The sequence below is a fragment of the Flavobacterium sp. RSP49 genome, from assembly GCF_003968735.1.
Classification (GTDB): Bacteria; Bacteroidota; Bacteroidia; order Flavobacteriales; family Flavobacteriaceae; genus Flavobacterium.
In genome coordinates this window covers 72,932-98,115 of record NZ_RYDN01000005.1, presented here as the reverse complement: position 1 = coordinate 98,115, position 25,184 = coordinate 72,932, and the positions used below count along the sequence as shown (strand labels likewise).

The following is a 25,184-nucleotide window of genomic DNA, read 5'->3' as shown; positions in this document are numbered from 1 at the left end:
TAATTTTAATACTCGCCTTTTTAATGTAATGGAATTCTTTTTCTCAAACTGAGAGCAACGGGAAAATTAAAACGGAAGTCGTTAAAAATCACGAACTAAATTACGTTTTGCACATTCCAAAGAACTTCAATGTGGATTTAACCATTTTTGATAATGCAAACCACGACAGTTGGCCGCGTGTGTATGACAACCAAGAAATTTATGATTGGATGTTCCAACAAACAAAAAACAAGCAAAATGAAAATTAAACTTATTATATTAATTTTTGGAATTTCTCTTTTTGGCTACAGCCAAAAAAAGACAACTAAAAAGAACGTTAAAATTAAACCGAAAACAGAATTCGTTTCAGTGTTACTTTCTAAAATGACTTTGGAAGAAAAAATAGGGCAATTAAATTTACCTACTTCGGGAGATATTACCACGGGTCAGGCTAACAGTTCCAATGTCGCAAAGAATATCGAAGAAGGTAAAGTGGGTGGTTTATTCAACATCAAATCAGTTCAAAAAATATATGAAGTTCAAAAGATCGCGGTCGAAAAAAGCCGATTAAAAATTCCGTTGCTTTTTGGGATGGACGTAATTCACGGGTATGAAACGACCTTTCCTATTCCACTTGGATTGTCTTGTACATGGGATATGAAACTGATAGAACGAAGTGCTCAAATTGCAGCACAAGAAGCCAGTGCTGATGGAATCAACTGGACTTTTTCTCCTATGGTTGATATTTCCCGAGATCCTCGCTGGGGAAGAGTTTCCGAGGGTTCGGGTGAAGATCCGTTTTTGGGAAGCCAAATTGCAAAAGCAATGGTCAAAGGGTATCAGGGAGATGATTTGTCCCTTAATAATACCATTTTGGCTTGTGTCAAACATTTTGCTTTATACGGCGCGCCCGAAGCAGGACGTGATTACAATACGGTTGACATGAGTCGAATCAGGATGTACAATGATTATTTTCCACCTTACAAAGCCGCTGTTGATGCGGGAGTTGGTTCGGTTATGGCTTCTTTTAATGAAGTAGATGGAATTCCCGCAACCGGAAATAAATGGTTAATGACGGATGTGTTGCGCAAGCAATGGGGATTTGACGGTTTTGTGGTTACTGATTTTACAGGAATTCCTGAAATGATTGAGCACGGAATGGGAGATTTACAAACGGTTTCAGCCTTGGCATTAAATGCTGGTATTGAAATGGATATGGTGGGCGAAGGTTTTCTGACGACTTTAAAGAAATCAGTGGAGGAAGGAAAAGTTAGCATCGAACAAATCGATAATGCCGTTCGTCTTATTTTGAATGCCAAATATGATTTGGGCTTGTTCCATGATCCGTATCGCTACACAGATGCTAAAAGAGCTAAAACAGAAATATTCACCGCCAGCAACAGAGCGGAAGCTCGAAAAACGGCTTCTCAGTCTTTAGTTTTATTAAAGAATCAAAATCAGTTGCTTCCTTTGAAAAAGTCTGGGACGATTGCCTTAATCGGACCCTTGGCTGATGCCAAAGAAAATATGGCAGGAACCTGGAGTGTAGCCACAAATCAGGATAAATCCATTTCACTTTTGGCAGGAATCAAAGAAGTGGTTGGGAATTCGACCAAAGTGCTTTACGCCAAAGGAAGTAATCTGGATTATGATGCCGCTTTCGAGGAAAAAGCAACTATGTTTGGCAAAACCTTACATCGCGATGACAGAACTCCCGAAGAATTATTGGAGGAAGCCTTGAAAATTGCGAATCAATCGGATGTAATTGTTGCCGCACTTGGAGAATCAGCAGAAATGTCCGGAGAAAGCAGCAGCAGAACGAACTTAGAAATTCCACAAGCGCAAAAAGACTTATTGCAAGCCTTATTGAAAACGGGAAAACCGGTGGTTTTGGTTTTATTTACTGGCCGTCCATTGGTTTTGGTTCAGGAAAACGAAACCGTTCCTGCTATTTTGAATACTTGGTTTGCCGGTAGTGAAGCAGGCAGTTCAATTGCTGATGTTTTGTTTGGCGATGAAAATCCTTCGGGAAAATTGACTGCTACTTTCCCTAGAAGTGTAGGGCAGATACCTATTTATTACAACCAAAAAAATACAGGAAGACCTTTAGGGAACAAAGAAGGGAAGTTCGAAAAATTCAGATCGAATTATATCGACGAAAGAAATGAACCTTTATATCCTTTTGGATTTGGATTGAGTTACACCACTTTTGAGTACTCGAATTTGAGAATATCAGCAGATAAAATGAGTTTCATCGAGAAATTAAGTGTGACTGTTGATGTCACCAATACCGGAAATTTTGATGGTAAGGAAGTCGTTCAATTATATATTAGGGATTTAGTGGGTACGGTTACAAGACCAGTCAAAGAGTTAAAAGGATTCCAGAAAATAGCAATTAAAAAAGGAGAAAAACAGACAGTTACTTTCGAAATTTCACTAGAAGAATTGAAATTTTATAATTCGGATTTGAAGTTTATTGCAGAACCGGGAACTTTTCAAGTTTTTGTAGGAACAGATTCGAACACGGACCGGAAAGTTAGTTTTGAGTTGATTAAATAGATTTGGTTTATTTATTTATGATCGGCCCTTCAGTATTTGTACTGAAGGGTTTTTTTAAACAAAATAATGGTATTTGTTACATGTGAGACTGTGATACACGACTATTTTATTTACTTTTATCAATTCAAAAAATCATTCAAAATGAAATATTTCTTTTCTCTTTTTCTACTCTTTATGTTCAGTTTTGGACATGCCCAAACCGTTCAGTCTCCATCAGGTACTCTAGCTCTAAATTTTAAATTAGTGGGAAATGGCCAACCAGCATATTCTGTAAATTACAAAAAAAAGACAGTTGTTTTAGAAAGTCTTTTAGGCATAAAATTAAAGGAAAAACCGGATCTCGACACTAATTTTGAAATTCTGACTTCAAAAACTTCAAGTTTCAGCGAATCTTGGAAACCCGTTTTAGGGGAACAAACTAGTATTCAAAATCAGTATAATGAGCTTAATGTTTCTTTAATAAATAAAGAATCTAAAGTAAAAATGAACATCATTTTTAGAGTTTTTGATGAAGGTGTAGCTTTCAGATACGATTTTCCAAGACAAGCGGAGTTGAATTATTTCATCATTTCGGATGAGGTTACGCAATTCAATTTGACCGAAAATAATAAAGTATTCTGGATTCCAGGAGATTTTGACAGCAATGAATACGAATACAATGAAACTAAGTTTTCTGAAATTGATAACAGCAAAATCAATATGAATAATGGAATTGGAGTAAAATCTATTCCGGGAAAATATATGGTTCAAACACCTTTGATGATGAAAGCACCATCAGGTTTGTATCTCAATATTTTTGAAGCTGCGGTTGTCAATTATCCGGTCATGCACCTTAATGCTGATGTGACAAATTACAAATTGAAAGCCGAATTAGTTCCTAATGCTATTGGCGATAAAGCCTATTTACAAACGCCTTGCGTATCGCCTTGGAGAACAATCATGATTAGCGATGATGCCAGAGATATTGTGGCTTCTAAAATGATTTTGAACCTCAATGAACCGTCAAAATTAGACGATACGTCTTGGATCAAACCTATGAAATATGTTGGAATTTGGTGGGAAATGCATGTTGGGAATTCAACTTGGGATTATGCCGGTTCTCAAAATGCCACTAATTTTGCAGATGCCCCAAAAGCTTCAGGAAAACATGGTGCTACCACGGAAAACACGAAAAGATACATTGATTTTGCCGCAAAAAATGGTTTCGGAGGGGTACTTGTTGAAGGTTGGAATGTAGGTTGGGAAGATTGGAACGGAAACTGGAAAGAGGAAGTTTTTGATTTTACCACTCCGTATCCGGATTTTGATATTGCTGCAATTTCGGCTTATGCCAAAGCAAAAAATGTACAGATGATCATGCATCATGAAACATCGGGTTCTGTCAGTAATTATGAAAGACACTTGGATCGCGCTTTTGATTTGATGAAAAAACACGAATATCCAGCGGTAAAAACCGGTTATGTGGGTAAAATTATTCCGCGTGGTGAATTTCATGACGGGCAATCTATGGTGAATCATTTCAATTTTGTTGTTAGACGTGCCGCGGATTACAAGATTATGATCAACTCCCACGAATCATCAAGACCCACCGGTTACGGACGAACATATCCTAATTATATCGCTGCCGAAGCGGCTCGAGGGAATGAATTCAATGCTTGGAGTGTTGGGAATCCACCTATGCATGAAACTATTTTGCCTTTTACCAGACAACTGGGAGGACCTATGGATTATACACCGGGTATATTTGAAATTAAAATGAGTTATTATGATAAAAATAAAACGGAGCAGGTTCATACGACTTTAGCAAAGCAACTAGCTTTGTATGTAACAATGTATTCTCCGTTGCAAATGGCGGCCGATTTATTAGAAAATTATGAGAAATACCCGGATGCTTTTCAGTTTATCAAAGATGTAGAAACAGATTGGGATGAAAGCAAATATTTAGAAGCGGAACCAGGCGATTATGTTACAGTAGCCAGAAAAACAAAAGGAAAGGAAACCTGGTTTTTGGGAGCTATTACAGATGAGAATGCCAGAAAAGCAGAAATTAAATTAGATTTCCTGACCAAAGGAATGAAATACAAAGCCATCATTTATGAAGATGCTAAAGATGCCGATTGGAAAAACAATCCAATTGCTTATAAAATAAGAACGATAGTAGTGACCAGCAAATCAAAAATCAAATTGAATTTAGCTCCAGGAGGAGGAACGGCAATCAGTTTCGAACCAATCCAGTAATACTCAAAACCTGCAAGAACGCATAACTTGCAGGTTTTTTTTGAATCTTAGCTCAAATACTCGATAAGAATTACGAAATTGCGACGGCAACCAAAACCAAAACCAAAATATAAAGCAGAATACTCAAAAAAGCCCAAATTTATTATGAAAAAATCAATTGTTTTAGCCGCACTTTTCTTTGGTGGAATTACTGCTTTTGCGCAAGCTAAGGAGGAACAAATGTTAAAAGAAATTTACAAATTATCCTTAACCAATGCCAAATGTTATCCTTGGCTGGACCATTTATCCAATACCATTGGATCCCGATTATCAGGTTCTTTAGGAGCTGAAAAAGCAGTTTTGTATACCAAAGCACAATTAGAAACCCTGGGTTTAGATAAAGTCTATCTCCAGGAAGTAATGGTGCCAAAATGGGTTCGTGGCGAAAAAGAAATCGCATATTTACAAGTAGGGAAACAAAAAATTAATTTCCCCATTTGCGCGCTGGGAGGTTCAGTGGCCACTCCAAAAAAAGGAGTACAAGCAACTATAATTGAAGTAAACAGCCTGGAAGAATTAACCGCATTAGGGGAAGCAAAAGTAAAAGGGAAAATCATTTTCTTCAACAGAGCGATGAATCCTGAATTTATCGAAACTTTCAAAGCCTATGGGAGTTGTGTTGACCAAAGATCATCAGGAGCCAGAGAAGCTGGAAAACTTGGTGCTTTAGCTGTAATTGTAAGATCCATGAATTTGCGATTGGATGATTTACCGCATACCGGTGCAACTAATTATGGAGAAATTTCCAAAGAACAACGAATTCCAGCTGCTGCCATTAGTACAAATGGAGCCGAACTGTTGAGCAAAAGTTTAAAACAAAATCCAAATTCGCTATTCTATTTCAAACAATCTTGTGAAACATTTGATGATGTTTTATCCTACAATGTGGTTGGTGAAATAACGGGTTCTGAACATCCTGAAAGAATAATGGTTGTTGGGGGGCATCTTGATTCCTGGGATTTAGGAGACGGATCTCATGATGATGGTGCTGGATGTGTGCAAAGTATGGAAGTATTAAACATCTTCAAAAACATTGGGTATAAACCTAAAAACACGTTGCGTGTGGTATTGTTTATGAACGAAGAAAACGGAGTTCGAGGCGGCAAAGAATATGAAGTACAATCCAATAAAAACAATGAAAACCATATTTTTGCTTTAGAAAGTGATTCGGGAGGATTTTCCCCAAGAGGATTTTCAATTGATGCTGATGAAGCTAATTTCAACAAAATCAGTAGTTGGGAAACGTTATTTGAACCATACCTAATCCACAAATTTGTAAAAGGACATTCTGGAGTTGATATTGGTCCTTTAAAATCCAATCATATCGTAAAGGTGGGATTGCAACCGGATTCGCAACGTTATTTTGATTACCATCATGCCGCTAATGACACATTTGATGCTGTCAATAAAAGAGAGTTGGAACTAGGTGCAGCGGCTATGGCTTCCTTACTTTATTTGGTGGATCAGCAAGGGATTGTCAATTAAAAAACCAAAATCTTAGAAGGTACTACATTCAATATTTGAAACAAATAGTAAATGTAGTACCTTCATTTATTTTACTTTCAACAGCAATTCGGCCACCTAAGCTCGTAATGTGATTATAAACTAAATAGAGTCCTATGCCGTTACTGTCGTTGTTGCTGTGAAATTTTTCATACAATCCAAAAATCCTGTCTTTTACTTTGTCTAGATCAAAACCTAGCCCATTATCAGAAAAAATTAATTGATTGATTCCATTTACTTTTTTAGATTGAATGAAAATAACTGGATTAGCCTCCGGTTTTGCATATTTAATAGAATTGGTCAATAAATTCAGAAAAATACTTTTGATGTACGCTTTGTTAAAAGTTACATTTTCAAAAGCTGAAAAGTCGACATTAATTTCTGCTTTTGAATCTTGGATTAAAGAATTTATCGAAATCAGGACTTCTTTCAATGCTTCATTTAGGTTTATTTCTTCTATTTGAGTGTTGATGTTATCGTTATCAATTAATTCATTAATCGAATCGTTTAAGGTTTGTTTTAAATTTTTACTAGACAATTTAAGAATTTCTACTAACTCCAACGTTTCTGGATCATTGATTTTAGTACTGTCGATCAAACTGATGACCGAAAGGATATTGTTAATGGGAGACTTTAAATCATGAGATGTTTTGTGTGAAAAAACAGTAAGTTCCTTATTAATTTGGGTAAGATTGGCAAGAAGTAAATTGCGTTCTTCTTCGATTCTTTTTTTATGGGTGATGTTTTTTGCAATCGCATACACTAATTTTTCGGACTCGACAGGCATCGATGTCCAGGATAACCATACAATTTCCCCCGTCTTAGTTAAATACCGATTTTCAAAATTTAAAAGAGGCTTGTTTTTATATACTTGTTCTCTGGTTTCAATAGTAATTTTAAGGTCAGATGCATACACAAAACTGCTGATGGGTCTAGCATACAATTCCTCTTCTGAAAACCCTAATAATTTTGAAACAGCGGGGTTTATTCTTTTGAAATAGCCATCAAATCCAGCAATACATATAAAATCTGCTGAGATGTTAAAGAAATTATCAAAGTGATAGTCCGTTTTTAAAGAAGAAATTGAGGCGTTATTTTCGGTCATTTATAATTTTAAAAAATTATTTAGGGCTAAAGAAATCCGACTATAAATAAATAAGTCTAATCGCTAAATTTAGCTAATTATAATTAAAAAAAAGAAAAAAATTAAAACAATTCTACTGTTATTGATTCTGTAGATTTTGGTAATTTTAAATATAAATTCATTATCAGAGCCGTCATAAATGACAGCTTTTATAATTTTTGATTAAGAATGAATTAAATTCTAAAAATTCCTCCCACGGCAATAATTCTCTGAAAAAAGAAAAAATCCTGTGAAGCGCTATCTTCCGTACTTTGTGTAGTTCGTATATCTTGCATATTGATGTACCCCCCTTTGAGTTCTCCTTGGATATAAAAGTGTTTAAAAAAAGTAACATTCAAACCTGCTTTCAAGGAAGTTCCAAAACCTGAAACATGAAAATCATCATGACGATCTTTCCCCAATAAAGTGGTGTTAGTTTTCGGATATAAAAGACCAAAACCAACTCCCTCAGTTAGATTAACTTGAATTTTGTCTGTATTATTAATTTTGAACAAGGATGAGATATCATCATGTCGAGAAAACTCAGTATTCACATAATTTAAACCATCGGTATGTTCGTATTTTAGAAATTCTTCAGTCAATAGAACTTGATTATTGGCTAATAGCTCATCATAAGATCCCGGATTGGGATAATACCCATTGATCGTTACCGCCTTGTCTTGTAGCATTACATATTTCATGTGATCTACACCTACAGCAACGCTAAAGTGGTCACTTATGAAATACCCCATTCTAAAATTAGTTTGAGGAATAGTCATTTTTGCCGGATTGATATAATCTACATGCCATCCTTTTGGCTTGTCCTGCGCTTGGACATTTTCTAAGGTAAAATTGTAATCTTTACCTCGAAAGGTTATGTCCGACATGGAGTAAGTCTCCCTGTTTCCTCCCCATGAGATGAAAAACTTTCCTTTGTTATGAGTTGTATATTTAGTGTGAATTTCTGTAATTTCCTGTGCAATTGTACTATTGGTAAATAAAATAATAAGAAATGCGTAATATAAAAGATATTTCAATGTATTTGAGGCCTAAATTTAAAATGTGTGTATTGTTTTTCTGATGGCAACTAACTTGGTCATTAAGGATTCAAAATAATCCAAATGCAACATATTAGCACCATCGCTTTTTGCATTAGCAGGATCAAAATGGGTTTCTATAAAGATTCCGTCTACGCCTACAGCAATACCAGCTTTGGCTATAGTTTCAATCATATCAGGTCTTCCACCAGTTACGCCAGCTGTTTGGTTGGGTTGTTGTAGTGAGTGCGTCACATCAAGAACGGTTGTAGCATATTGTTGCATTGTAGGAATTCCTCTAAAATCAACAATCATGTCCTGGTAGCCAAACATCGTACCTCTATCGGTAATCATCACTTTTTCATTGTGACAATCCAATACTTTTTGAACTGCATGTTTCATGCTTTCCGGACTCATGAATTGTCCTTTTTTCAAGTTGACTACTTTTCCGGTATTGGCAGCAGCCATTACTAAATCCGTTTGACGTACTAAAAAAGCTGGAATTTGCAATACATCAACATATTGAGAAGCCATATCCGCATCTTCATTTGTATGAATATCCGTAACGGTAGGAACTTTAAATGTTTCCGAAACTTTTCTGAGGATTTTCAATGCTTTCTCGTCACCGATTCCTGAAAAACTGTCAATTCTAGAGCGGTTTGCTTTCTTGAAGGAACCTTTGAAAACGAAAGGAATTTGTAAATTATCAGTAATACCAACTAGTTTTTCGGCAATTCGCATCGCCATTTCTTCCCCCTCGATGGCGCAAGGCCCAGCTAACAAAAAGAAATTGCCACTATCAGTATATTTGATTTGTGGAATATGTTGTAAGTTCATAGTATGAATTTTTAAAGGTGCAAAGGTAGTTATGATTTACGATTTCCAATTTACGTTTCCCAATTAATTTCGGGCATTAACTTTTTTTAGGAGCTATTTCCTGCTGTATGTTGCAATCTCCCTGAAAAACGGGAGGATTTTCACTGCCATCAGGGCTAGGAATTTGGTTTATAAGGACTTTTGGGATTTTAAAAACTATTTTTTTTTCAATGTAAGTCCCACCGGAACCATCAATATTCCTTTTTCATAGATGTTCAGGTAGAGTAGTAGCGGTTCTTTCTGACCGTTCCATTTTAATTCATAAACATCCAGAAATCCAGCACCCATTTCACTTCTTTTCGTTGGAAACGGACAGCAGCTTTCTCGTTTGATAAACGTGATGTTTTCACCATTTGGTCCCGCTAATGCGTTCAAAAACCGTTCTTGGTTGATCGTTTCGTTTTTAGTATTATTAAAGAATATATTGATGGGATAATCCTTATCATATCCATATTTTTTGTTTGTACTGTACTGAGTAATCACAAAAGTGTAGTCTTGTGACAGCAATAAATCGGGAGCATTATCGTCTGTGTTTTTCAAAGTAGATTGTGTACTTATACAAGAAGTAGTACCTATTAGCAAAGCAATAAAAAGGATCGATTTTTTCATATTTAAGGTAGATTTATAATGTCAAAATTTAAACGGCACTTTTAATTGCAAGGAAGTACTTCGACACAAATATAAACAGAACTTTAGACCTTAGTGCTAGTTCCAATAATAAATATAGAGCCTCTTTTATCGAATGTAACATTTCTCACATAGATCAAGCTAAATGCTTCTTATCTTTGTACAAAAAAACAATATGGATATTATTTTTAAAACATGGTCTTGGTCTGTTTCCGGTTTTTTGATCGGCTTGATTATGCTGGCACTTATTTATTTCGGAAAGTCTTTTGGAATGTCTTCTAATTTGCGTTCGCTTTGTTCGATGGCTGGTTTAGGAAAACGAGTTTCTTTTTTTGATTTTGACTGGAAAGCACAACGCTGGAATTTAGTGGTTGTTCTTGGTGCAATGTTAGGTGGTTTTGTTGCCGTTCATTTTATGAGTGATGCTTCAAATGTAACTATTAATCCCAAAACTATTGAACAATTAGCACAACTTGGTATCGATGCCCCAAACGGAAAATTAATGCCGGATGCGCTTTTTGGAATCTCCATTTTAGAATCCCCAAAGCATATTTTTATACTGCTTATTGGTGGTGTTTTGGTAGGTTTTGGTTCTCGTTATGCAGGAGGTTGTACTTCAGGACATGCTATTTCAGGCTTGAGTAATTTACAAATTCCTTCGTTGAAAGCCGTAATTGGATTTTTTATTGGTGGATTGATAATGGCGCATTTTTTATTGCCATTAATTGTAAAGTAGATAAGCAATCATTGACTCTTAATATAAAATAAAAAGCATGAAAAATATACTAAAATATTTATTGGTTGGATTTGTTTTCGGAATTGTTTTGACTAAATCAGAAGCCGTTTCTTGGTATCGCATTTATGAAATGTTTCAATTTCAGTCGTTTCACATGTACGGAATTATTTCGGTGGCTATCTTGACGGGAATTATTGGCATTCAAATCATTAAACGAAACAATATAAAAGACATCAAGGGAGAATCTATAGAAATTCCGGATAAAGAAAAAGGCTCTGCCAGATACTGGATCGGTGGATTGTTTTTTGGATTGGGTTGGGCATTAGTAGGTTCTTGTCCGGGTCCAATATTCATCTTGCTTGGGGCTGGTTTTTGGACCATTTTGATAGTGCTTTTCGGAGCTCTTTTGGGAACTTATTTATATGGATTATTGAAAAATAAATTGCCTCATTAATCGAAAAACACTTGACGTCAAAATAGCATTCTCTTGTGGGAATGCTATTTTTTTTTGTTTAATTTCAAAATACCGACAACAATCAGATATTGTGCAAGTAAATAGGTTGCCATAATCAGAAAGGAGCTGTATTGCAATGGTGCATAGAATTTATCAAAAGCCAAAACACTATCTGAAGCTACAAAAATAGTAGCGCCAATTAATATATAGCTGTTGGCAGGTTTTTGCCAGTTTAAAAAACCCTTGAGCGCAAATAACAACATAATTGAAATAGTAAGGGCATATAATAGAACAGGAATTTTTAAGTCCCCTAAACTTGGCAATAAAAGCAACATCATTACGATTAAATAAACTACGATTACTGTAACTCCTACCCAGAAAATAATTTTACTATTCTTTAAATAAATTTTCAATTGTTTGTTAAATAGTATGATATACGAAATGTGCGAAAGTAGAAAGGCAATCAGCCCTGCAATAAAATACAACTCTCCTTTGTCAGCAAACATCAAAATAATGTCCCCTATCCACGACAAAGTCAAAGCAGTTATAAGAACTTTTTTAGTACTAAATCTTTCGTGTAAATAAACTGTCAGAATTAAAAACGGCAATAAAAATGGTTTCAAAAACCAAGCTATAGTTTCCCAACCAAAAAGAATTAGCAATAGATAAAAAAGACTAAACCCAATAAAACTCTTTACTTTAATGTTGTGTTTCATATTTTTTTTAAGATTGAACGGTAATCATGGCATCTTTTTCAAAATTAGTGCTGACAAAATATACAGTTACAGCCAAGGATAAAAGGAGATAACCACCAATAATATAACTCGCAAAAGGAAAAAGTTGATTCATTCCAAACCAATCTCCAAAATAGATGATTAGTCCAATTCCAAAAACAAAACGGATACTTTCCCAGAAGATGGAAATTTTGCGGGTATCCATTAATTCCGTGTAACTGTAAACGGTCAGGAAGATGAATAAGCCGTAAATAAACACATTTGGCAGCCCTATCACCGCAATAGAATTATACATATAACTGATAAGTAACAACGTTATTATTGCTTGAAATAAGGACCAATGCATTAGCTTTTTGGTGTGTTTAACATCGTATTTTTCAAAATCATAAACATTAGTAATTTTGACAACGGGATATTTTTCTTCAAAATTTTCTGGACGCCAGCCTGTTGGTTTAAACCAAATGGTGAACTTATCTTTCCAGTTGTCAGCGCGCCAAGCATCTGTAATCAATAGCCATAAATGCTGAAAATTTATCCGGATCGGATTCCAGGTTCTGGCTGGTCTTGTGATTCCAAAAACAGGTGGAACGCTTTCTAATTCCGCTTGAAAAGTACCAAACAATTTATCCCAAATGATGAATATTTGCGAATGGTTCTTGTCCATGTATTCTGGATTGATGGCATGATGCACCCTATGATGGGATGGTGAAACCAGTATTTTTTCTAGAAAACCAATTTTCTTAATGTGCTTTGTATGGTACCAAAATTGAAGGAATAAATGAATCGGTAAGGTAATCGCAATCACTTTGGAGGGAACTCCTAAAAGTGCGGCTGGAATTAGCAAAAACGTAAACAGATTGACAAAACTGGAAACGGGCTGGCGTAGGGCACAGGCCAAATTGAATTCTTCACTGCTGTGATGTATCGCATGTTTGTTCCATAAAAAGTTAATTTGATGCGACAAACGATGACTCCAATAGCCATAAAAATCAATAGCTATAAATCCAATAAAATAGGTTAAAAAGGTAGCTTCAAGATTTAATAAAGCTATTTTAGATACAATCCAATCGTACGAAACCAGTGTGACACTGAGTCCTAAAACATCTTTTAGAGAGTTCACCATTCCAGAACTGACGCTGGATACAGCATCCATGTTAGGTGCGGTATCTTCCCCTTTGTAATGCCCATAAATTTTTTCGATGCTAATTAATATCAAAAAAATGGGCATTACAAAAACTAAAATTTTACCATATTCTTCCATAAGAACACTTTTTTTTATTCAAATATAGAATAAAAGAGAATGTTTTTGAATTATTCACAGTAATTTATTTATTAAAGGGACTTTTTATTATTCTTAAATTATTTCTGCATTTAATCCTGCTTCTAATAATTGTGTGCATTGTGGTTTTAATTTGTCGTAAGGCCCTGTTTTTACAGTACATTTTCCGTTATAATGTACAATTAACGAACATTGTTCAGCTTGTTCCGGTGTGTGATTGCATACGCGAATTAAGGTGTCAATAACATGGTCAAATGTATTTACATCATCATTGTAAACGATGATTTCGTTGTCCAGCCGGGTTGCTTCTTTGACTAGGACTCTTTCTCTTACTTTTTCTTTAGTACTCATTTTGTAGGTTTTTGTACTTTCGTAATTAATAAAAAAATAATGCTACTAATTTACATATTTTAAAGATACCCAATTGTTTCTTTCAAATTTTTTAACATAAGTTAGTCCTTTTTCGGTACAAGAGGCATCTATAAATGGTATATCTTCCTGATAGAAACCACTTAAAAGTAACGTTCCATCAGGATTTAAACTGTCTATGTAACTCTGCATATCGTTCAACAAAATATTCCTATTGATGTTAGCTATAATCAAATCGTATTTTTTACCTTCTAATAAAGTGGCTTCCCCTTCATAAACAGTAATGTGTTTGCAGTTATTACGTGCTGCATTTTCTATAGAATTCAAGTAACACCAATTGTCAATATCAATAGCATCAATTGGTTGCGCTCCTTTCTTTTCGGCAAGAATTGCTAATATTGCTGTTCCACATCCCATATCGAGTGTTTTCATCCCGGTTACATCTATTTCTAATAAATGTTGAATCATCATGTGAGTGGTCTCATGGTGCCCTGTTCCAAAACTCATTTTTGGTTCAATTATAATATCAAATTCGGCATCTGTTTTTGGATGAAATGGTGCTCGTACATGACAGTTTCCGTCGACATCAATGGCTTCAAAATTCTTTTCCCATTCCTCATTCCAGTTGACTTGTTCGATTTCTTCAAATGTATAATCAATCGTAAATTCTTCGGATTGTAAAATATGGATATCCGCTAAGATGGTTTCATTCCATAAATCCTTTTGCACAAAAGCTGAAATCCCGGTTTCAGTTTCTGTAAAACTCTCAAAAGCTCTTTCTCCCAATTCCGCGATTAAGATTTCAGACCCCAATTCTTTAGGTTCAATAGTAAAATGGTACGCTATATAAATATTTGACATGCTTGTTTTTTTTGCAAAGGTAACAATCGCATATTAAAGAGTATTTGTAAATCAAATTTTATTTTACATTTGTACCCAAAACACAGTAGTACACCATGAAAAAAATAATTTTATTTTGGATCTTTGTAAGTTGCATTTCCAGCAATGCGCAGGTGAATATCAAGCAAAGCAAACAAGATAATGACTTAAGATTATCGGCGCTTCCGTACTATAGTTTTGGTAAAGGAATTGGAATCACTTCTCCGGATAGTTTATACCAATTGAATATTCGGTTCCGAATGCAAAATAGGGTGACTTATATTGAAAATGAAGATGAAAAAAGGGGATATGACGGACAAATCCGAAGATTACGTTTGCGATTTGACGGATATGTGGGAAATCCAAAATTTTTATATGCAGTTCAATTGTCATTTGCTCCGGGCGATGTTGGTGAAATTAGAGAAGGTGAGAACATAAATATTATCAGAGATGCAGTTGTTTTTTACAGACCTAATCGACACTGGAATATCAGTTTTGGACAAACAAAATTACCAGGAAATCGCCAACGTGTGAATTCTTCAGGCGGATTACAGTTAACGGACCGATCGATTAACAATGCCAGATTTACAATTGACAGGGATTTTGGTTTTCAAGTTCACAATATGAATGAATTTCGGGATAAATTTTCCTATAATTTCAAAACAGCTATTTCAACAGGAGAAGGTCGAAATATCACGGGGAATACAGATGAAGGTGTTGCCTTAACAGGGAAGGTAGAGTTGTTACCGTTTGGGGCATTTTCAAGAGACGGAACCTATTTTGAAGGGGATATTGTAAGAGAAAAAAAGCCGAAATTAATGCTTTCGGGTGCTTTTCAGCAAAATAATCATGCCAAAAGAACCCAAGGTCAATTAGGAAATGATTTATTTGAAGCTCGCACTATGAAATCAGTGATGCTTGATGTTTTGATTAAATACAACGGATGGGCCGCTATGTCAAGTTATATGTCCAGAATTACTCCAAGAAATGCAGTTACAATAAATCCGGATGATATTTCACAATCTAATTTTGCTTACGTTGGTAACGGATTTGATCATCAATTGAGTTATAATTTGTTATCAAATTATGAGATTATCGGACGGTATTCTACTCAAAAAGTGGGCGAGGACATTAAGCTTTTAGCACCAAACACAAAACAGTATACCATTGGTTTGACGAAATATATTTGGGAACACACTTTTAAATTGCAAACGGAATTGACTTTTGATACCCTACATTATTTTGACGGTAATACAAAGAACAATTGGTACCTGCGTTTTCAGGTTGAAATAGGAATATAAAAAAAGCGATGAAATGAATCACCGCTTTTTTATGACGTTTAAAATTGAAATTTAGAGAGCCTTTACAATTGCTACAAAATCATCAGCTTTTAGTGCGGCACCCCCAATGAGGCCTCCGTCTACATCTGGTTTTGAGAAAATTTCTTTAGCATTATCCGGTTTCACGCTTCCTCCATATAGGATAGATACGTTTTCAGCAATATCGCTTCCAAAAGCTTTACGAACGGTTTCTCTTATAAATTCATGCATTTCCTGTGCTTGCTCCGGAGAAGCTGTTTCTCCTGTTCCTATTGCCCAAACTGGCTCATAGGCTAAAACGATACTGTCCCAGTCTTTAGCCTCAATATGAAATAAACCATCTCGTAATTGGTTTTCAACTACATTAAAATGATTTTTTGATTGGCGGTCTTTTAATTCTTCACCAAAACAAAAAATAACTCTTATGTCATGTTCCAAAGCCGTATTTACTTTATTCGCAATTAAAGCATCTGTTTCCTGAAAAATGGCTCTGCGTTCGGAGTGTCCTAAAATGACAATGTCTACACCTACACTTTTTAACATATCTGCCGAAATTTCACCCGTGAAAGCACCGCTTTCTGCTTGATGAACGTTTTGTGCAGCAACATCTATATTGGTAAATTCTAAATGATCTACAGCAGAAGCCAGGTTTACAAATGTTGGCGCTACAATTATTTGCACATCAGTATCTGTAGGGATTTTTGCTATTAATTCATTTAATAAATCTTCTGTTTGCTCTGCATTTTTATGCATTTTCCAGTTTCCTGCAACAATCTTCTTTCTCATTTTGTCGTGTTATATTTAGTTTTTGGTTTCGTTTTTTTGAAGTTTTTAAAATGATAAGAACTGCATCTCAAATGGTGTTTGAATGCTTTATTTTAAATTTTCTAAAGTCTCGTTAATCGTGTCAAAATCAGTTTCAATAGCGCGGTATAAAGCAATTTTTCCGGTTTTGTCCACAATGATATATCTTGGAATCCAATCTAGGTCAATGGCTTTTGCAAATACACCTCCCATTTGGTCATTTGCCATGAAATGATCGCCTTTCAATTCGTGTTTTTCAATTCCAACTTTCCATTTATCTGCAGTTTTGTCCATTGAAATAAATAAATAAGAAACATCAGGATTGTTCGCTTGTAATTCTTTGATTTTTGGCATTGCTTTGACACAATCCCCACACCAAGAGGCCCAAACTTCAATTACTATAGTTTTGCCTTTGTGTTTTTTTAAAATATCCTGAAAAGCAACTTGACTTCCGTCAGTGGCTAGTAGGGTTTCAGACAAAGCAGTTTTAGAAAATTCAGTTTTTCCCTCTTTTGCACAAGAAAAGGCTACAATAGACATTAGAAGTAGTAGTATATATTTCATTATATGGTTGTTTTTTAAACAAAGTTAAACAAACTATTGGATTGAGTTGTGCAGAATACCATATTTTGAAAGCAGAATTCAAAAATGCTTAAACAATATCGTTATAGTTGATGAGATTTAGACAACATCAAACCTGTTGTTACTTTGGAAATCTATTTCTTGTCAAAATACAGTGATTATCCCAGTCTTATTTTGGGATCTAAATATGCATATACAAAATCCATTGAATATAACTTCCTTCAACGAAATTATGTACTTTTTATAGGCTTCCGGGCATATTAAACTGCGTTTGTTTTCGTAATACAAATCCAAAGAGCCTGGTAAATAGGATTGCACTAAAAAAGGAAGGGATGCTCATCCCTAAAGTACTGATTAAAGCAATTAGGCGATGGATCCAGGTATCTTTGTATAAGGCAGAAATAATACCAAAAACAATAGCGATACCTATGGCAAATATGGCTAATACGGCTGTGCTTGGCAATGTATGTCCAATAATTTGAGAAACTTTTTTTCCGCTTTTTTGAAAACTTTCTCTTAAATAAGGGTTTTTCAAAACCAATTCATTTGTACCAATTCCAAAAAGGGGTACCGCATTGTATTTTCCCTCGCTCAGAAAAGTATAATCGGATTGGGTATCACTGTGCAAAGAAATAGGCAACAGGTCATTCAGATAATACAAGTATTGAGTAGCAATAGGATTATCAAAATCATATTTCTTTTTTACAATGGCCAGTTGTTCTGAATTTTCATTTTGATCCAGCATCATGCGTGCAGGATTCCCGGGAAAACAGTAAACAAAAATAATATCACTGTAAACACTCCAAAAAGAGTAAGCAGTGCAGATCCAAATTTACCAAGAAAATATTTTAACATAAATGCTTTTAATAGGGAAAAATAATTAGCGGTTAAAGTTCTGGAATACCGTAAATCAGAACCGACCTATTCTTATAATCTTAAGTCTTTGACGTCGTTATGATGAAGTTTTTGTATGATTGTTCCTTTCTCGAGCAATACAATACTTGGATTGGCTCTTTCAATTGTTTTTAATGTGATTGCATCACAAAAATAAAAGTCAAATGTCAATCCATATTGTTTTTTTGCTGCAGCTATCTCTTCCGGTAAGGAAGATGTCATTCCAATTACCTTGTATCCTTTTGTTTTTGCATCTAAATACAGTTTTTCCATTTTGCCCATTCCCGCTTTATCGGCATTCACTAAATCATAGGCTACAATCAACATCAATTTTGGTTCTCGCAAGAACTGATCTTTAAAATCTGATCCGTCTTTTTCCATCGTGAAGTCATGAATAGGAGGAACATATCCTTCTGTGATGACTTTGTCTTTTCGGTCTACAAATACGGCGCCTTCAGGAATCGACATTAGGTCTTTTTCGGTAAATTCTTTGTCTACACCATTCACTTTGTATATAAACACCATTTCTACCACTGATTTATCAGCGCCGTCAGGGATTTGCATTCCTTGTTGAATATTATTTCCTACCTTGAATGGTCTAAAATCTATTAATGGCAAATGGTTTAAAACGATAACGCCCATAAAGGCTGATAAAACGATACTGGCATAAATAATTATGTTTTGAACTGTAGTTCTAAATAAGGGTTGGATTAATTTTTTGTTAAAGAACAATACCAGAATAAAGAACAACAACACAATATCCTTTGTAAACGATTGCCATGGTGTTAGTTTTAGCGCATCGCCAAAACAGCCACAATCTTTTACTACATTGAAATAAGCGGAATAAAAAGTTAGGAAGGTAAACATTACAATCAAAACCAATAAACTCCAAACCGTGACTTTAGTCTTGTATCCAATGAGTAACATAATCCCCAAAACCACTTCAAGAATTACTAAAAACAGGGCGATTCCCAGTGCAAACGGAACAAAAAAGGGCATATTGAATACAGGTTCACTGAAATACTCCGCCAATTTATAAGAAAAACCAACAGGGTCATTCAGTTTGATTAATCCGGAGATAATGAATAGGATTCCAACGAAAATTCTAGAAAATTGAGTAATTATATTTTTCATATGAAGATAATATTTATGTTTTAATGGAATATGGTATCGCCATTCTTGATTACAGTTTGTGATTTTAAAACCTTGGCAATTTCATGTTTAGTTATTGCTTTTTATTATTTGTTTCCAAAACCCATTAGAATCAAGGCAAAAATCGAATAATTTATCATGTCCTGATAATTAGCATCGATTCCTTCAGAAACTAATGTTCTTCCTTTGTTGTCTTCAATTTGTTTGACACGAAGTAGTTTTTGCAAAATTAAATCTGTTAGTGAACTTACACGCATTTCGCGCCAAGCTTCCCCGTAATCATGATTTTTGTCTTCCATTAATTCCTTGGTTAGTTTGATTTTGGCATCGTATAATTTGGTTGCCTTTTCCACACTTAAATCAGGCTGATCTGCAACGCCTAATTCCAATTGAATCAACGCCATGAGAGCATAATTGATGATCCCAATGAATTCACCCGTTTCATCTTCATCAATTTTGCGGATTTCATTTTCTTGTAAACTTCGGATTCTTTGGGCCTTAATATAGATTTGATCCGTTAATGAAGGCAGTCTCAAAATGCGCCAAGCACATCCGTAATCTCTCATTTTGTTGATATACAGTGCCCGACAAGTCGCAATCACAGCATCATATTCCTTTGAAGTATTCTTCATTATTGGTGTATATTTGTATTCAAATTTTTTCAAAAATAAGAATAATTTTTTTGAATGCAGAATGAAGGGTAAATAATGTTGAAAGTAGTAGTTTTAAAACTAAAAAAGAATGACAATTAATTGTAAAGGAATACTCATTGATCTATCAACTCCCAAAGTAATGGGAATTTTGAATGTGACACCCAACTCTTTTTTTGATGGAGGAAAGTATAAGAATGAAACCGAAATCCTTTCTCATACTGAAAAAATGCTGCTTGATGGCGCAACTTTTATAGATGTAGGTACTTATTCGAGCAAACCAAATGCAGAATTCGTTTCTGAACAAGATGAAATTTCCAGAATTGTTCCTGTTGTAAATTTGGTTCTAAAGCAGTTTCCAGAAACAATAATATCTATTGACACTTTTAGAAGCGAAGTAGCAAAAGCATCGATTGAAAGTGGTGCGGCTATCATCAATGATATTGCAGCCGGAAATCTAGACGACAAAATGCTGGAGATAATTGCAAAATACAATGTTCCGTATATTATGATGCACATGCGAGGAAATCCGCAAACGATGCAAACACTTACGGATTACGATGATATTGTAAAAGAAATGGTGTTCTATTTTTCTGAAAAAGTAGCTATGGCCAGAAGTTTTGGAATCAATGATTTGATTATCGATCCGGGCTTTGGCTTTGCCAAAACTATAGCACAAAATTATGAAGTTTTTCAAAAAATGGACTTCTTTAACATCTTGAAATTACCACTTCTTGTAGGAGTCTCCAGAAAATCCATGATTTATAAAACCCTAGATACTTCAATCGAAAATGCATTAAATGGAAGTACAGTTTTAAATACTTTGGCATTGACCAAAGGCGCAAAAATCCTTCGTGTTCACGATGTAAAAGAAGCTGTGGAATGCGTTACATTATTCAATAAAATCAATTTATAACAATGAAATGTTTTACTTTGATTGTTCTTTTTACTCTATTTTCTTGTGCAAGTGAAGAAGATATTATGTTACCAAAATCCAATATTTCAATTGTCAAAAGTGTCGATGATCTTTCGCCAATTTATATTTTTTTTAGAACAAAAGGCTTGGATTCGCTGGCTGAAGTAAACCGTAAAAACAGTATTATTTAGACCAATTGGATTCTTGATGTAGACAAACGTTTACCGTTACGACTTAATTCCGGATATCATGAGGTTGCAACAAAAGAAGCGCTAAGAAAAAGCACACAAGAATGAAAAGACCGAAAATTATTATTCTTACGCAGATACAATTGGTAAAAATCTGGCTTTTATACCTTTTACTACTGTGTATTATAAAACATAAAGCCTTCAAATGGAGGCTTTATGTTTTATTTTAAAAAGGGATCTGATTTAGTTTTAATTAATACCATTAAAATAAAAAGAAGTGAATTTTTAAATTACCTGTATAGTTTTAATTTTGCTATTAATCCCAAAATAGTATTAGTTTTTGATAAAAACATGAGTTTTGAAGAGTATTTATAAATTAAGATTTTGACGAGAGAATTAGACACTTTTAATAAAGAAGTTCCGGAAAAATATATCTATTAAATAGTTCAATAATTAATCTTGTAATCTCTACTGATGATGATATGGTTCGTTTTTCAAGATTGTGAATCCACGATACAATTGTTCGATAAAGAATAACCGAACCATCTGATGCGAAAAAGTCATTAAAGACAACGATATTTTTCCTTGTGCTTTAGCATAAACCGTATCCGAAAAACCATAAGGACCACCAATTACAAAAACTAAAGTCTTTACCCCGGAATTCATTTTCTTTTGTAATTCTTCTGAGAAGCCAACGCTAGAAAAATTTTTCCCGTTTTCATCCAACAAAATAAGTTGATCTGTTGGCGTAATTTTTGCCAAAATCAATTCGCCTTCCTTTTCTTTTTGTTGACTTTCCGATAAGTTTTTTACGTTCTTGATATCAGGAATAATATCTAAATCGAATTTAATGTAAAAAGACAAACGCTTGGTGTAATCGTCGATCAAGGATTCTAGAGCTTTGTTATCAGTTTTACCGATAGCAATCAATTTGATATTCATTTTTGTTAGATTTCAGAGATGCAAAGATAGAAAAATTAGCAGTTTTACATTACATTCTCTATAATGGAAATTAATAATCTGATTTTTAAATTTATAAAATTACGAAAGCTAAGATGCTATTTATTTTACCTCAATGCGATCAATTAGCAATTGAAAGGACTCTTCTATCTTATTGCCTATCAGGAAAGCAATTTCCTCTAATTTTGATCCGTCATGATTAGGCTGATCTAATTTTCGTCCTCTGAAAGCTGGATACAACTGGGTGAATGGAATTTCAATTGTTTGCCAATCTGTGGTAGTCTGAAAAGGGAATACATACGAATGGGAATCTGTACGATTTATCTTCACTCTAAATTGGTATTGTTTGCCGTCTCCTTTAAGGTGGATGCAAATATGTTTAGCAGGTTTTAGATATATTGGTTCAAAAACATATTTCACAGCACAAAATCCGCCATTGTTTTCTAATGAAACAGTACCTTCAAAAGTTCCTTTTCCATTTGAGTTCCGATAGCATGTACTTTCTGATATTCCTCCCATTACAGCATCATTTACAATTTTCCAATTGCTTAGATCGCTATTTAAATTAAAATCAAAAATTAGTACAGGTGTCATTGTTGGTTGGTATTGTAACATATTTACGCTGAACAAATTACTATCACGCGGTAGGATTCAAAAACTAAAACGGGCCTAAACACTTGAGGATTTGCGCCCATTTTTTATTTTTGAGGAGGATTCAAATTCCTATTTAGGCAACGGAGCACCCACAGCAATATCACAGCGGTGATTGGTTTGTCCGTGTGGCGGATTCATTCCTTCAGCCGTAGGAGTTCCCTGGTCTTGCGTTGTTGCAGTTGAGACAGTATTAGCCTGAACAGGCGCGTTTTGTTGTGGCGTAGCAGAAGCATTTGTAGCAGCCGGGGAGTTCAAAGGAGCACCAACGGCTATATCACATCGGTGACCAGGTTGACCATGAGCTGGATTCGCGCCAGTGGCAACAGCAGTAGGATCCTTATTTTGTTGTTGCTGAGTGGCAGTTTGCGATTGGTTCTGCATTTGTCTGCCAACTTCAGTAAAAGGAACGATATTTGTTGGGGTAATATTTTGTGTGTCTACTTCCTCTTTACAAGAAATAAAAAGTAGTGACGATACAAAAAGCAGGCTAAAATAAGATTTCATAAAATAGTGATTTAGTTACTAAATTCAAATATAGGATTTTAAATAGTACTGCCCTAAACAAACAATTGATTTATGGGTTTAAATAGCTAGGGAGCCTAAAATCAATTTGCAAAGCTGTAATTGCGTATGGGAACTGTGTTGTTTTCTACAATTGAATCTTTAATACGTCTAGTTTTTTCCTTGGTAAAATGGATTCATTTGTCTCTTTATCCAAAGAAGCCAACCCGCAAATTTTCAAATCCATAAAATATATGCTACCTTAGCATTCCATAAATTTTCTATAAAATGATTAGCAAAGCACAATTCAATAACGAGTTACAAATACTAATACAAAACGCCATTCGGGAGGATGTGGGCCCTGGAGATTATAGCTCTTTGGCGAGTATTCCTGCATCGGCCACAGGAAAGGCAAAATTATTGGTAAAAGAGGACGGTATTATTGCAGGCGTGGCTTTTGCCAAAATGATTTTTGATTACATAGACTCTAACTTACAAATAGAGACTTTCATTGAGGATGGAACTTCAGTAAAAAAGGGAGATGTTGTTTTTCATGTTTCGGGAAGTTCACAATCTATTTTAAAATCAGAACGTGTAGTTTTGAATTCAATGCAAAGAATGTCAGCTATAGCAACTAAAACCAAAGAATACGTTCGTTTAGTAGCAGGGCTAAATACAAAAATTCTCGATACCCGCAAAACAACACCGGGATTCAGGGCCTGTGAGAAATGGGCGGTCAAAATTGGCGGTGGCGAAAACCACCGGTATGCTTTGTACGATATGATAATGCTCAAGGACAATCATATTGATTTTGCGGGCGGAATTACCTTGGCCATTGCCAAAACCAAAGCCTACCTCAAGGAAAATAATCTGGATCTTAAAATCATTGTCGAAGCCAGAAACTTAGCTGAAATAAAAGAAATTCTCGAAAGTGAAGGAATATACCGGATTTTGATTGATAATTTTAATTATGAGGATACGATAAAAGCAGTAGCTTTGATTGGGGATAAATGTCGGACTGAATCTTCTGGAAACATAAATAAAAATACCATTCGCAAGTATGCAGAATGTGGCGTCGATTATATTTCGTCAGGTGCCTTAACGCATTCCGTTTACAACATGGATTTGAGTTTAAAAGCAATATGAGTAAAGAGATAGAGGTTAAGCTCGAAAAAATCCCGATAATTCGGAATCTGGTTCATGTGTTAAAAAAGATCAAGCTTCCTTGGCTAGAAGGCTTGTCATTATACGATTTGTTAGAACTATACGGACTTGGGATTGTGGAGAGTGCGTTGACCTATCACGCCAGTGCAATTGCATTTAGTTTTTTTATGGCCTTATTTCCTTTTGCGCTGTTCATCTTAAATCTTATTCCTTATATACCTATTGAAGGTTTTCAGAATGATTTTCTTCAATTTGTAAAGGATGGAGTTCCGCCCAATACCTATGATGCTATTTATAAAATCATCAATGATATTCTTAATAACAGCCACTCAGGATTAGTTTCCTATGGGTTTTTACTCTCCATTTTATTAATGGCAAACGGGTTAAATGGAATTCTTGGAGGTTTTGAATCTTCCAGACACGTCCTGATCAAGCGAGGGTTTATCCGTCAGTATTTAGTCGCATTAGGAATGTCATTATTGCTGTCTTTCCTTTTAATTGTAACGGTTGCAATAATTGTTGTTTTTGAGGTATTTATACAGAAAACAGTATTTAGCGATCAGCTGCAACTAATTGTTTTAGGACGATATGCATTCGTGATTTTGATGATTTTAACTACTACATCTATACTTTTTAAGTTTGGAACTAAATATTATAAAAACAGAGCTTTTATCTCTATTGGCTCTATATTTACAACAATATTGATTCTGCTGGATTCATACGGTTTTGGAATTTGGGTCACAAAATTTTCACAATACAATGAATTATATGGCTCAATAGGAACATTATTGGTCTTGATGTTTTATATTTGGATCAACTGCATGATATTACTGTTGGGTTTTGAATTGAATGCCACAGTAAATAAACTGAAAGCAAAAAAAGTATAATTTTCAAATCAAAACAGTATCAAAATTAAGAGTTATTTCCTGCTATTCGTTTCTTGCCGTGGCAAGATTTTCAAGGCTATA

At 34.8% G+C, this 25,184-nt stretch carries 25 protein-coding genes and 1 pseudogene; 9 read left to right on the top strand and 17 right to left on the bottom strand.

Going from position 1 to position 25,184, the window contains the following annotated elements; all coding sequences use genetic code 11:
• Positions 1-237 precede the first annotated feature (237 nt).
• The 3 genes from bglX to EKM02_RS04485 all read left to right on the top strand — a co-directional run bounded on the left by bglX (position 238) and on the right by EKM02_RS04485 (position 6,300).
• Positions 238-2,538, top strand: coding sequence for a beta-glucosidase BglX (bglX, locus tag EKM02_RS04495; RefSeq protein WP_126452506.1), 2,301 nt, complete (start codon positions 238-240; stop codon positions 2,536-2,538).
• 141 nt (positions 2,539-2,679) lie between these two features.
• The gene (locus tag EKM02_RS04490; protein WP_126452504.1) at positions 2,680-4,776 is read left to right on the top strand and encodes a glycoside hydrolase family 97 protein; all 2,097 of its coding nucleotides are present in this window, start codon (positions 2,680-2,682) and stop codon (positions 4,774-4,776) included.
• A 144-nt stretch (positions 4,777-4,920) separates the two neighbouring features.
• The gene (locus EKM02_RS04485; RefSeq protein WP_126452502.1) at positions 4,921-6,300 is read left to right on the top strand and encodes a M28 family peptidase; all 1,380 of its coding nucleotides are present in this window, start codon (positions 4,921-4,923) and stop codon (positions 6,298-6,300) included.
• 28 nt (positions 6,301-6,328) lie between these two features.
• Here EKM02_RS04485 and EKM02_RS04480 read toward each other — a convergent pair whose 3' ends face one another.
• From EKM02_RS04480 to EKM02_RS15255, 5 genes are all read right to left on the bottom strand, one after another.
• A complete protein-coding gene (locus EKM02_RS04480) occupies positions 6,329-7,423 on the bottom strand; it encodes a PAS domain-containing sensor histidine kinase (protein ID WP_126452500.1) in 1,095 nt (364 codons plus the stop codon).
• 212 nt (positions 7,424-7,635) lie between these two features.
• Complete coding sequence (locus EKM02_RS04475; RefSeq protein ID WP_126452498.1) at positions 7,636-8,478, bottom strand: hypothetical protein; 843 nt, start codon at positions 8,476-8,478, stop codon at positions 7,636-7,638.
• Between the two features lie 18 nt (positions 8,479-8,496).
• A complete protein-coding gene (kdsA, locus tag EKM02_RS04470) occupies positions 8,497-9,315 on the bottom strand; it encodes a 3-deoxy-8-phosphooctulonate synthase (RefSeq protein WP_126452496.1) in 819 nt (272 codons plus the stop codon).
• 195 nt (positions 9,316-9,510) lie between these two features.
• Positions 9,511-9,963 (bottom strand): 2-dehydro-3-deoxyphosphooctonate aldolase, encoded by a 453-nt coding sequence (locus tag EKM02_RS04465; RefSeq protein WP_126452494.1) that lies wholly within the window; start codon positions 9,961-9,963, stop codon positions 9,511-9,513.
• 83 nt (positions 9,964-10,046) lie between these two features.
• A complete protein-coding gene (locus tag EKM02_RS15255; protein ID WP_126452613.1) occupies positions 10,047-10,121 on the bottom strand; it encodes an SBBP repeat-containing protein in 75 nt (24 codons plus the stop codon).
• 35 nt (positions 10,122-10,156) lie between these two features.
• Here EKM02_RS15255 and EKM02_RS04455 point away from each other — a divergent pair, with 35 nt between their 5' ends.
• Both EKM02_RS04455 and EKM02_RS04450 read left to right on the top strand, forming a co-directional pair.
• Entirely contained in the window at positions 10,157-10,717 is a 561-nt protein-coding gene (locus EKM02_RS04455; protein ID WP_126452492.1) for a YeeE/YedE family protein, read from the top strand.
• A 37-nt stretch (positions 10,718-10,754) separates the two neighbouring features.
• The gene (locus tag EKM02_RS04450) at positions 10,755-11,171 is read left to right on the top strand and encodes a DUF6691 family protein (protein ID WP_113665590.1); all 417 of its coding nucleotides are present in this window, start codon (positions 10,755-10,757) and stop codon (positions 11,169-11,171) included.
• A gap of 44 nt (positions 11,172-11,215) precedes the next feature.
• Here the strand turns inward: EKM02_RS04450 and EKM02_RS04445 are convergent, their stop codons facing one another.
• The 4 genes from EKM02_RS04445 to prmA form a co-directional block, all read right to left on the bottom strand.
• Entirely contained in the window at positions 11,216-11,887 is a 672-nt protein-coding gene (locus tag EKM02_RS04445) for a lysoplasmalogenase (RefSeq protein ID WP_126452490.1), read from the bottom strand.
• A gap of 7 nt (positions 11,888-11,894) precedes the next feature.
• Positions 11,895-13,166: a sterol desaturase family protein gene (locus EKM02_RS04440; RefSeq protein ID WP_126452488.1), complete on the bottom strand. Its 1,272-nt coding sequence runs from the start codon at positions 13,164-13,166 to the stop codon at positions 11,895-11,897.
• Between the two features lie 93 nt (positions 13,167-13,259).
• Positions 13,260-13,535, bottom strand: a complete 276-nt coding sequence (locus EKM02_RS04435) for an ATP-dependent Clp protease adaptor ClpS (RefSeq protein WP_126452486.1) — start codon at positions 13,533-13,535, stop codon at positions 13,260-13,262.
• A gap of 45 nt (positions 13,536-13,580) precedes the next feature.
• The gene (gene prmA, locus EKM02_RS04430; protein ID WP_126452484.1) at positions 13,581-14,414 is read right to left on the bottom strand and encodes a 50S ribosomal protein L11 methyltransferase; all 834 of its coding nucleotides are present in this window, start codon (positions 14,412-14,414) and stop codon (positions 13,581-13,583) included.
• A gap of 95 nt (positions 14,415-14,509) precedes the next feature.
• On the opposite strand from prmA, the gene EKM02_RS04425 reads away from it, so the two are divergent.
• Positions 14,510-15,733 (top strand): porin, encoded by a 1,224-nt coding sequence (locus EKM02_RS04425; RefSeq protein WP_126452482.1) that lies wholly within the window; start codon positions 14,510-14,512, stop codon positions 15,731-15,733.
• A 51-nt stretch (positions 15,734-15,784) separates the two neighbouring features.
• Here EKM02_RS04425 and tpiA read toward each other — a convergent pair whose 3' ends face one another.
• From tpiA to EKM02_RS04400, 5 genes and pseudogenes are all read right to left on the bottom strand, one after another.
• Positions 15,785-16,537 carry a triose-phosphate isomerase gene (gene tpiA, locus EKM02_RS04420; RefSeq protein WP_126452480.1) on the bottom strand — a complete coding sequence of 251 codons (753 nt, stop codon included), beginning with the start codon at positions 16,535-16,537 and terminating at the stop codon, positions 15,785-15,787.
• Positions 16,538-16,624: 87 nt separating this feature from the next.
• The gene (locus EKM02_RS04415; protein WP_126452478.1) at positions 16,625-17,119 is read right to left on the bottom strand and encodes a TlpA family protein disulfide reductase; all 495 of its coding nucleotides are present in this window, start codon (positions 17,117-17,119) and stop codon (positions 16,625-16,627) included.
• Between the two features lie 262 nt (positions 17,120-17,381).
• A pseudogene (locus EKM02_RS04410) lies at positions 17,382-17,992 on the bottom strand (ABC transporter permease); the annotation flags it as partial.
• A 72-nt stretch (positions 17,993-18,064) separates the two neighbouring features.
• Positions 18,065-19,165: a BT_3928 family protein gene (locus EKM02_RS04405; protein WP_126452476.1), complete on the bottom strand. Its 1,101-nt coding sequence runs from the start codon at positions 19,163-19,165 to the stop codon at positions 18,065-18,067.
• A 104-nt stretch (positions 19,166-19,269) separates the two neighbouring features.
• Positions 19,270-19,815, bottom strand: coding sequence for a DUF1599 domain-containing protein (locus EKM02_RS04400; protein ID WP_126452474.1), 546 nt, complete (start codon positions 19,813-19,815; stop codon positions 19,270-19,272).
• 109 nt (positions 19,816-19,924) lie between these two features.
• On the opposite strand from EKM02_RS04400, the gene folP reads away from it, so the two are divergent.
• Entirely contained in the window at positions 19,925-20,749 is an 825-nt protein-coding gene (gene folP, locus EKM02_RS04395; RefSeq protein WP_126452472.1) for a dihydropteroate synthase, read from the top strand.
• Between the two features lie 656 nt (positions 20,750-21,405).
• On the opposite strand, the gene rlmH is transcribed toward folP, so the two are convergent.
• From rlmH to EKM02_RS04375, 3 genes are all read right to left on the bottom strand, one after another.
• Entirely contained in the window at positions 21,406-21,879 is a 474-nt protein-coding gene (rlmH, locus tag EKM02_RS04385; protein ID WP_126452470.1) for a 23S rRNA (pseudouridine(1915)-N(3))-methyltransferase RlmH, read from the bottom strand.
• Between the two features lie 120 nt (positions 21,880-21,999).
• Positions 22,000-22,512, bottom strand: a complete 513-nt coding sequence (locus EKM02_RS04380; RefSeq protein ID WP_234423150.1) for a CIA30 family protein — start codon at positions 22,510-22,512, stop codon at positions 22,000-22,002.
• A 108-nt stretch (positions 22,513-22,620) separates the two neighbouring features.
• On the bottom strand, positions 22,621-23,055 hold the full coding sequence (locus EKM02_RS04375; RefSeq protein ID WP_126452468.1) for a hypothetical protein: 435 nt from the start codon (positions 23,053-23,055) through the stop codon (positions 22,621-22,623).
• A 285-nt stretch (positions 23,056-23,340) separates the two neighbouring features.
• Between EKM02_RS04375 and nadC the strand changes: the two genes are divergently transcribed.
• Positions 23,341-24,198: a carboxylating nicotinate-nucleotide diphosphorylase gene (gene nadC / locus EKM02_RS04370; protein WP_126452466.1), complete on the top strand. Its 858-nt coding sequence runs from the start codon at positions 23,341-23,343 to the stop codon at positions 24,196-24,198.
• Positions 24,195-25,103, top strand: a complete 909-nt coding sequence (locus EKM02_RS04365) for a YihY/virulence factor BrkB family protein (RefSeq protein ID WP_126452464.1) — start codon at positions 24,195-24,197, stop codon at positions 25,101-25,103. The genes nadC and EKM02_RS04365 overlap by 4 nt, the downstream gene beginning before the upstream one ends.
• The last annotated feature ends 81 nt before the right edge of the window (positions 25,104-25,184 follow it).

Coding starts and splice junctions, on each gene's coding strand:
- bglX (WP_126452506.1), top strand. CDS start 238: ATGAAAATTAAACTTATTATATTAATTTTTGGAATTTCTCTTTTTGGC.
- EKM02_RS04490 (WP_126452504.1), top strand. CDS start 2,680: ATGAAATATTTCTTTTCTCTTTTTCTACTCTTTATGTTCAGTTTTGGA.
- EKM02_RS04485 (WP_126452502.1), top strand. CDS start 4,921: ATGAAAAAATCAATTGTTTTAGCCGCACTTTTCTTTGGTGGAATTACT.
- EKM02_RS04480 (WP_126452500.1), bottom strand. CDS start 7,423: ATGACCGAAAATAACGCCTCAATTTCTTCTTTAAAAACGGACTATCAC.
- kdsA (WP_126452496.1), bottom strand. CDS start 9,315: ATGAACTTACAACATATTCCACAAATCAAATATACTGATAGTGGCAAT.
- EKM02_RS04465 (WP_126452494.1), bottom strand. CDS start 9,963: ATGAAAAAATCGATCCTTTTTATTGCTTTGCTAATAGGTACTACTTCT.
- EKM02_RS04455 (WP_126452492.1), top strand. CDS start 10,157: ATGGATATTATTTTTAAAACATGGTCTTGGTCTGTTTCCGGTTTTTTG.
- EKM02_RS04450 (WP_113665590.1), top strand. CDS start 10,755: ATGAAAAATATACTAAAATATTTATTGGTTGGATTTGTTTTCGGAATT.
- EKM02_RS04445 (WP_126452490.1), bottom strand. CDS start 11,887: ATGAAACACAACATTAAAGTAAAGAGTTTTATTGGGTTTAGTCTTTTT.
- EKM02_RS04440 (WP_126452488.1), bottom strand. CDS start 13,166: ATGGAAGAATATGGTAAAATTTTAGTTTTTGTAATGCCCATTTTTTTG.
- EKM02_RS04435 (WP_126452486.1), bottom strand. CDS start 13,535: ATGAGTACTAAAGAAAAAGTAAGAGAAAGAGTCCTAGTCAAAGAAGCA.
- prmA (WP_126452484.1), bottom strand. CDS start 14,414: ATGTCAAATATTTATATAGCGTACCATTTTACTATTGAACCTAAAGAA.
- EKM02_RS04425 (WP_126452482.1), top strand. CDS start 14,510: ATGAAAAAAATAATTTTATTTTGGATCTTTGTAAGTTGCATTTCCAGC.
- tpiA (WP_126452480.1), bottom strand. CDS start 16,537: ATGAGAAAGAAGATTGTTGCAGGAAACTGGAAAATGCATAAAAATGCA.
- EKM02_RS04415 (WP_126452478.1), bottom strand. CDS start 17,119: ATGAAATATATACTACTACTTCTAATGTCTATTGTAGCCTTTTCTTGT.
- EKM02_RS04405 (WP_126452476.1), bottom strand. CDS start 19,165: ATGAAAAATATAATTACTCAATTTTCTAGAATTTTCGTTGGAATCCTA.
- EKM02_RS04400 (WP_126452474.1), bottom strand. CDS start 19,815: ATGAAGAATACTTCAAAGGAATATGATGCTGTGATTGCGACTTGTCGG.
- folP (WP_126452472.1), top strand. CDS start 19,925: ATGACAATTAATTGTAAAGGAATACTCATTGATCTATCAACTCCCAAA.
- rlmH (WP_126452470.1), bottom strand. CDS start 21,879: ATGAATATCAAATTGATTGCTATCGGTAAAACTGATAACAAAGCTCTA.
- EKM02_RS04380 (WP_234423150.1), bottom strand. CDS start 22,512: ATGTTACAATACCAACCAACAATGACACCTGTACTAATTTTTGATTTT.
- EKM02_RS04375 (WP_126452468.1), bottom strand. CDS start 23,055: ATGAAATCTTATTTTAGCCTGCTTTTTGTATCGTCACTACTTTTTATT.
- nadC (WP_126452466.1), top strand. CDS start 23,341: ATGATTAGCAAAGCACAATTCAATAACGAGTTACAAATACTAATACAA.
- EKM02_RS04365 (WP_126452464.1), top strand. CDS start 24,195: ATGAGTAAAGAGATAGAGGTTAAGCTCGAAAAAATCCCGATAATTCGG.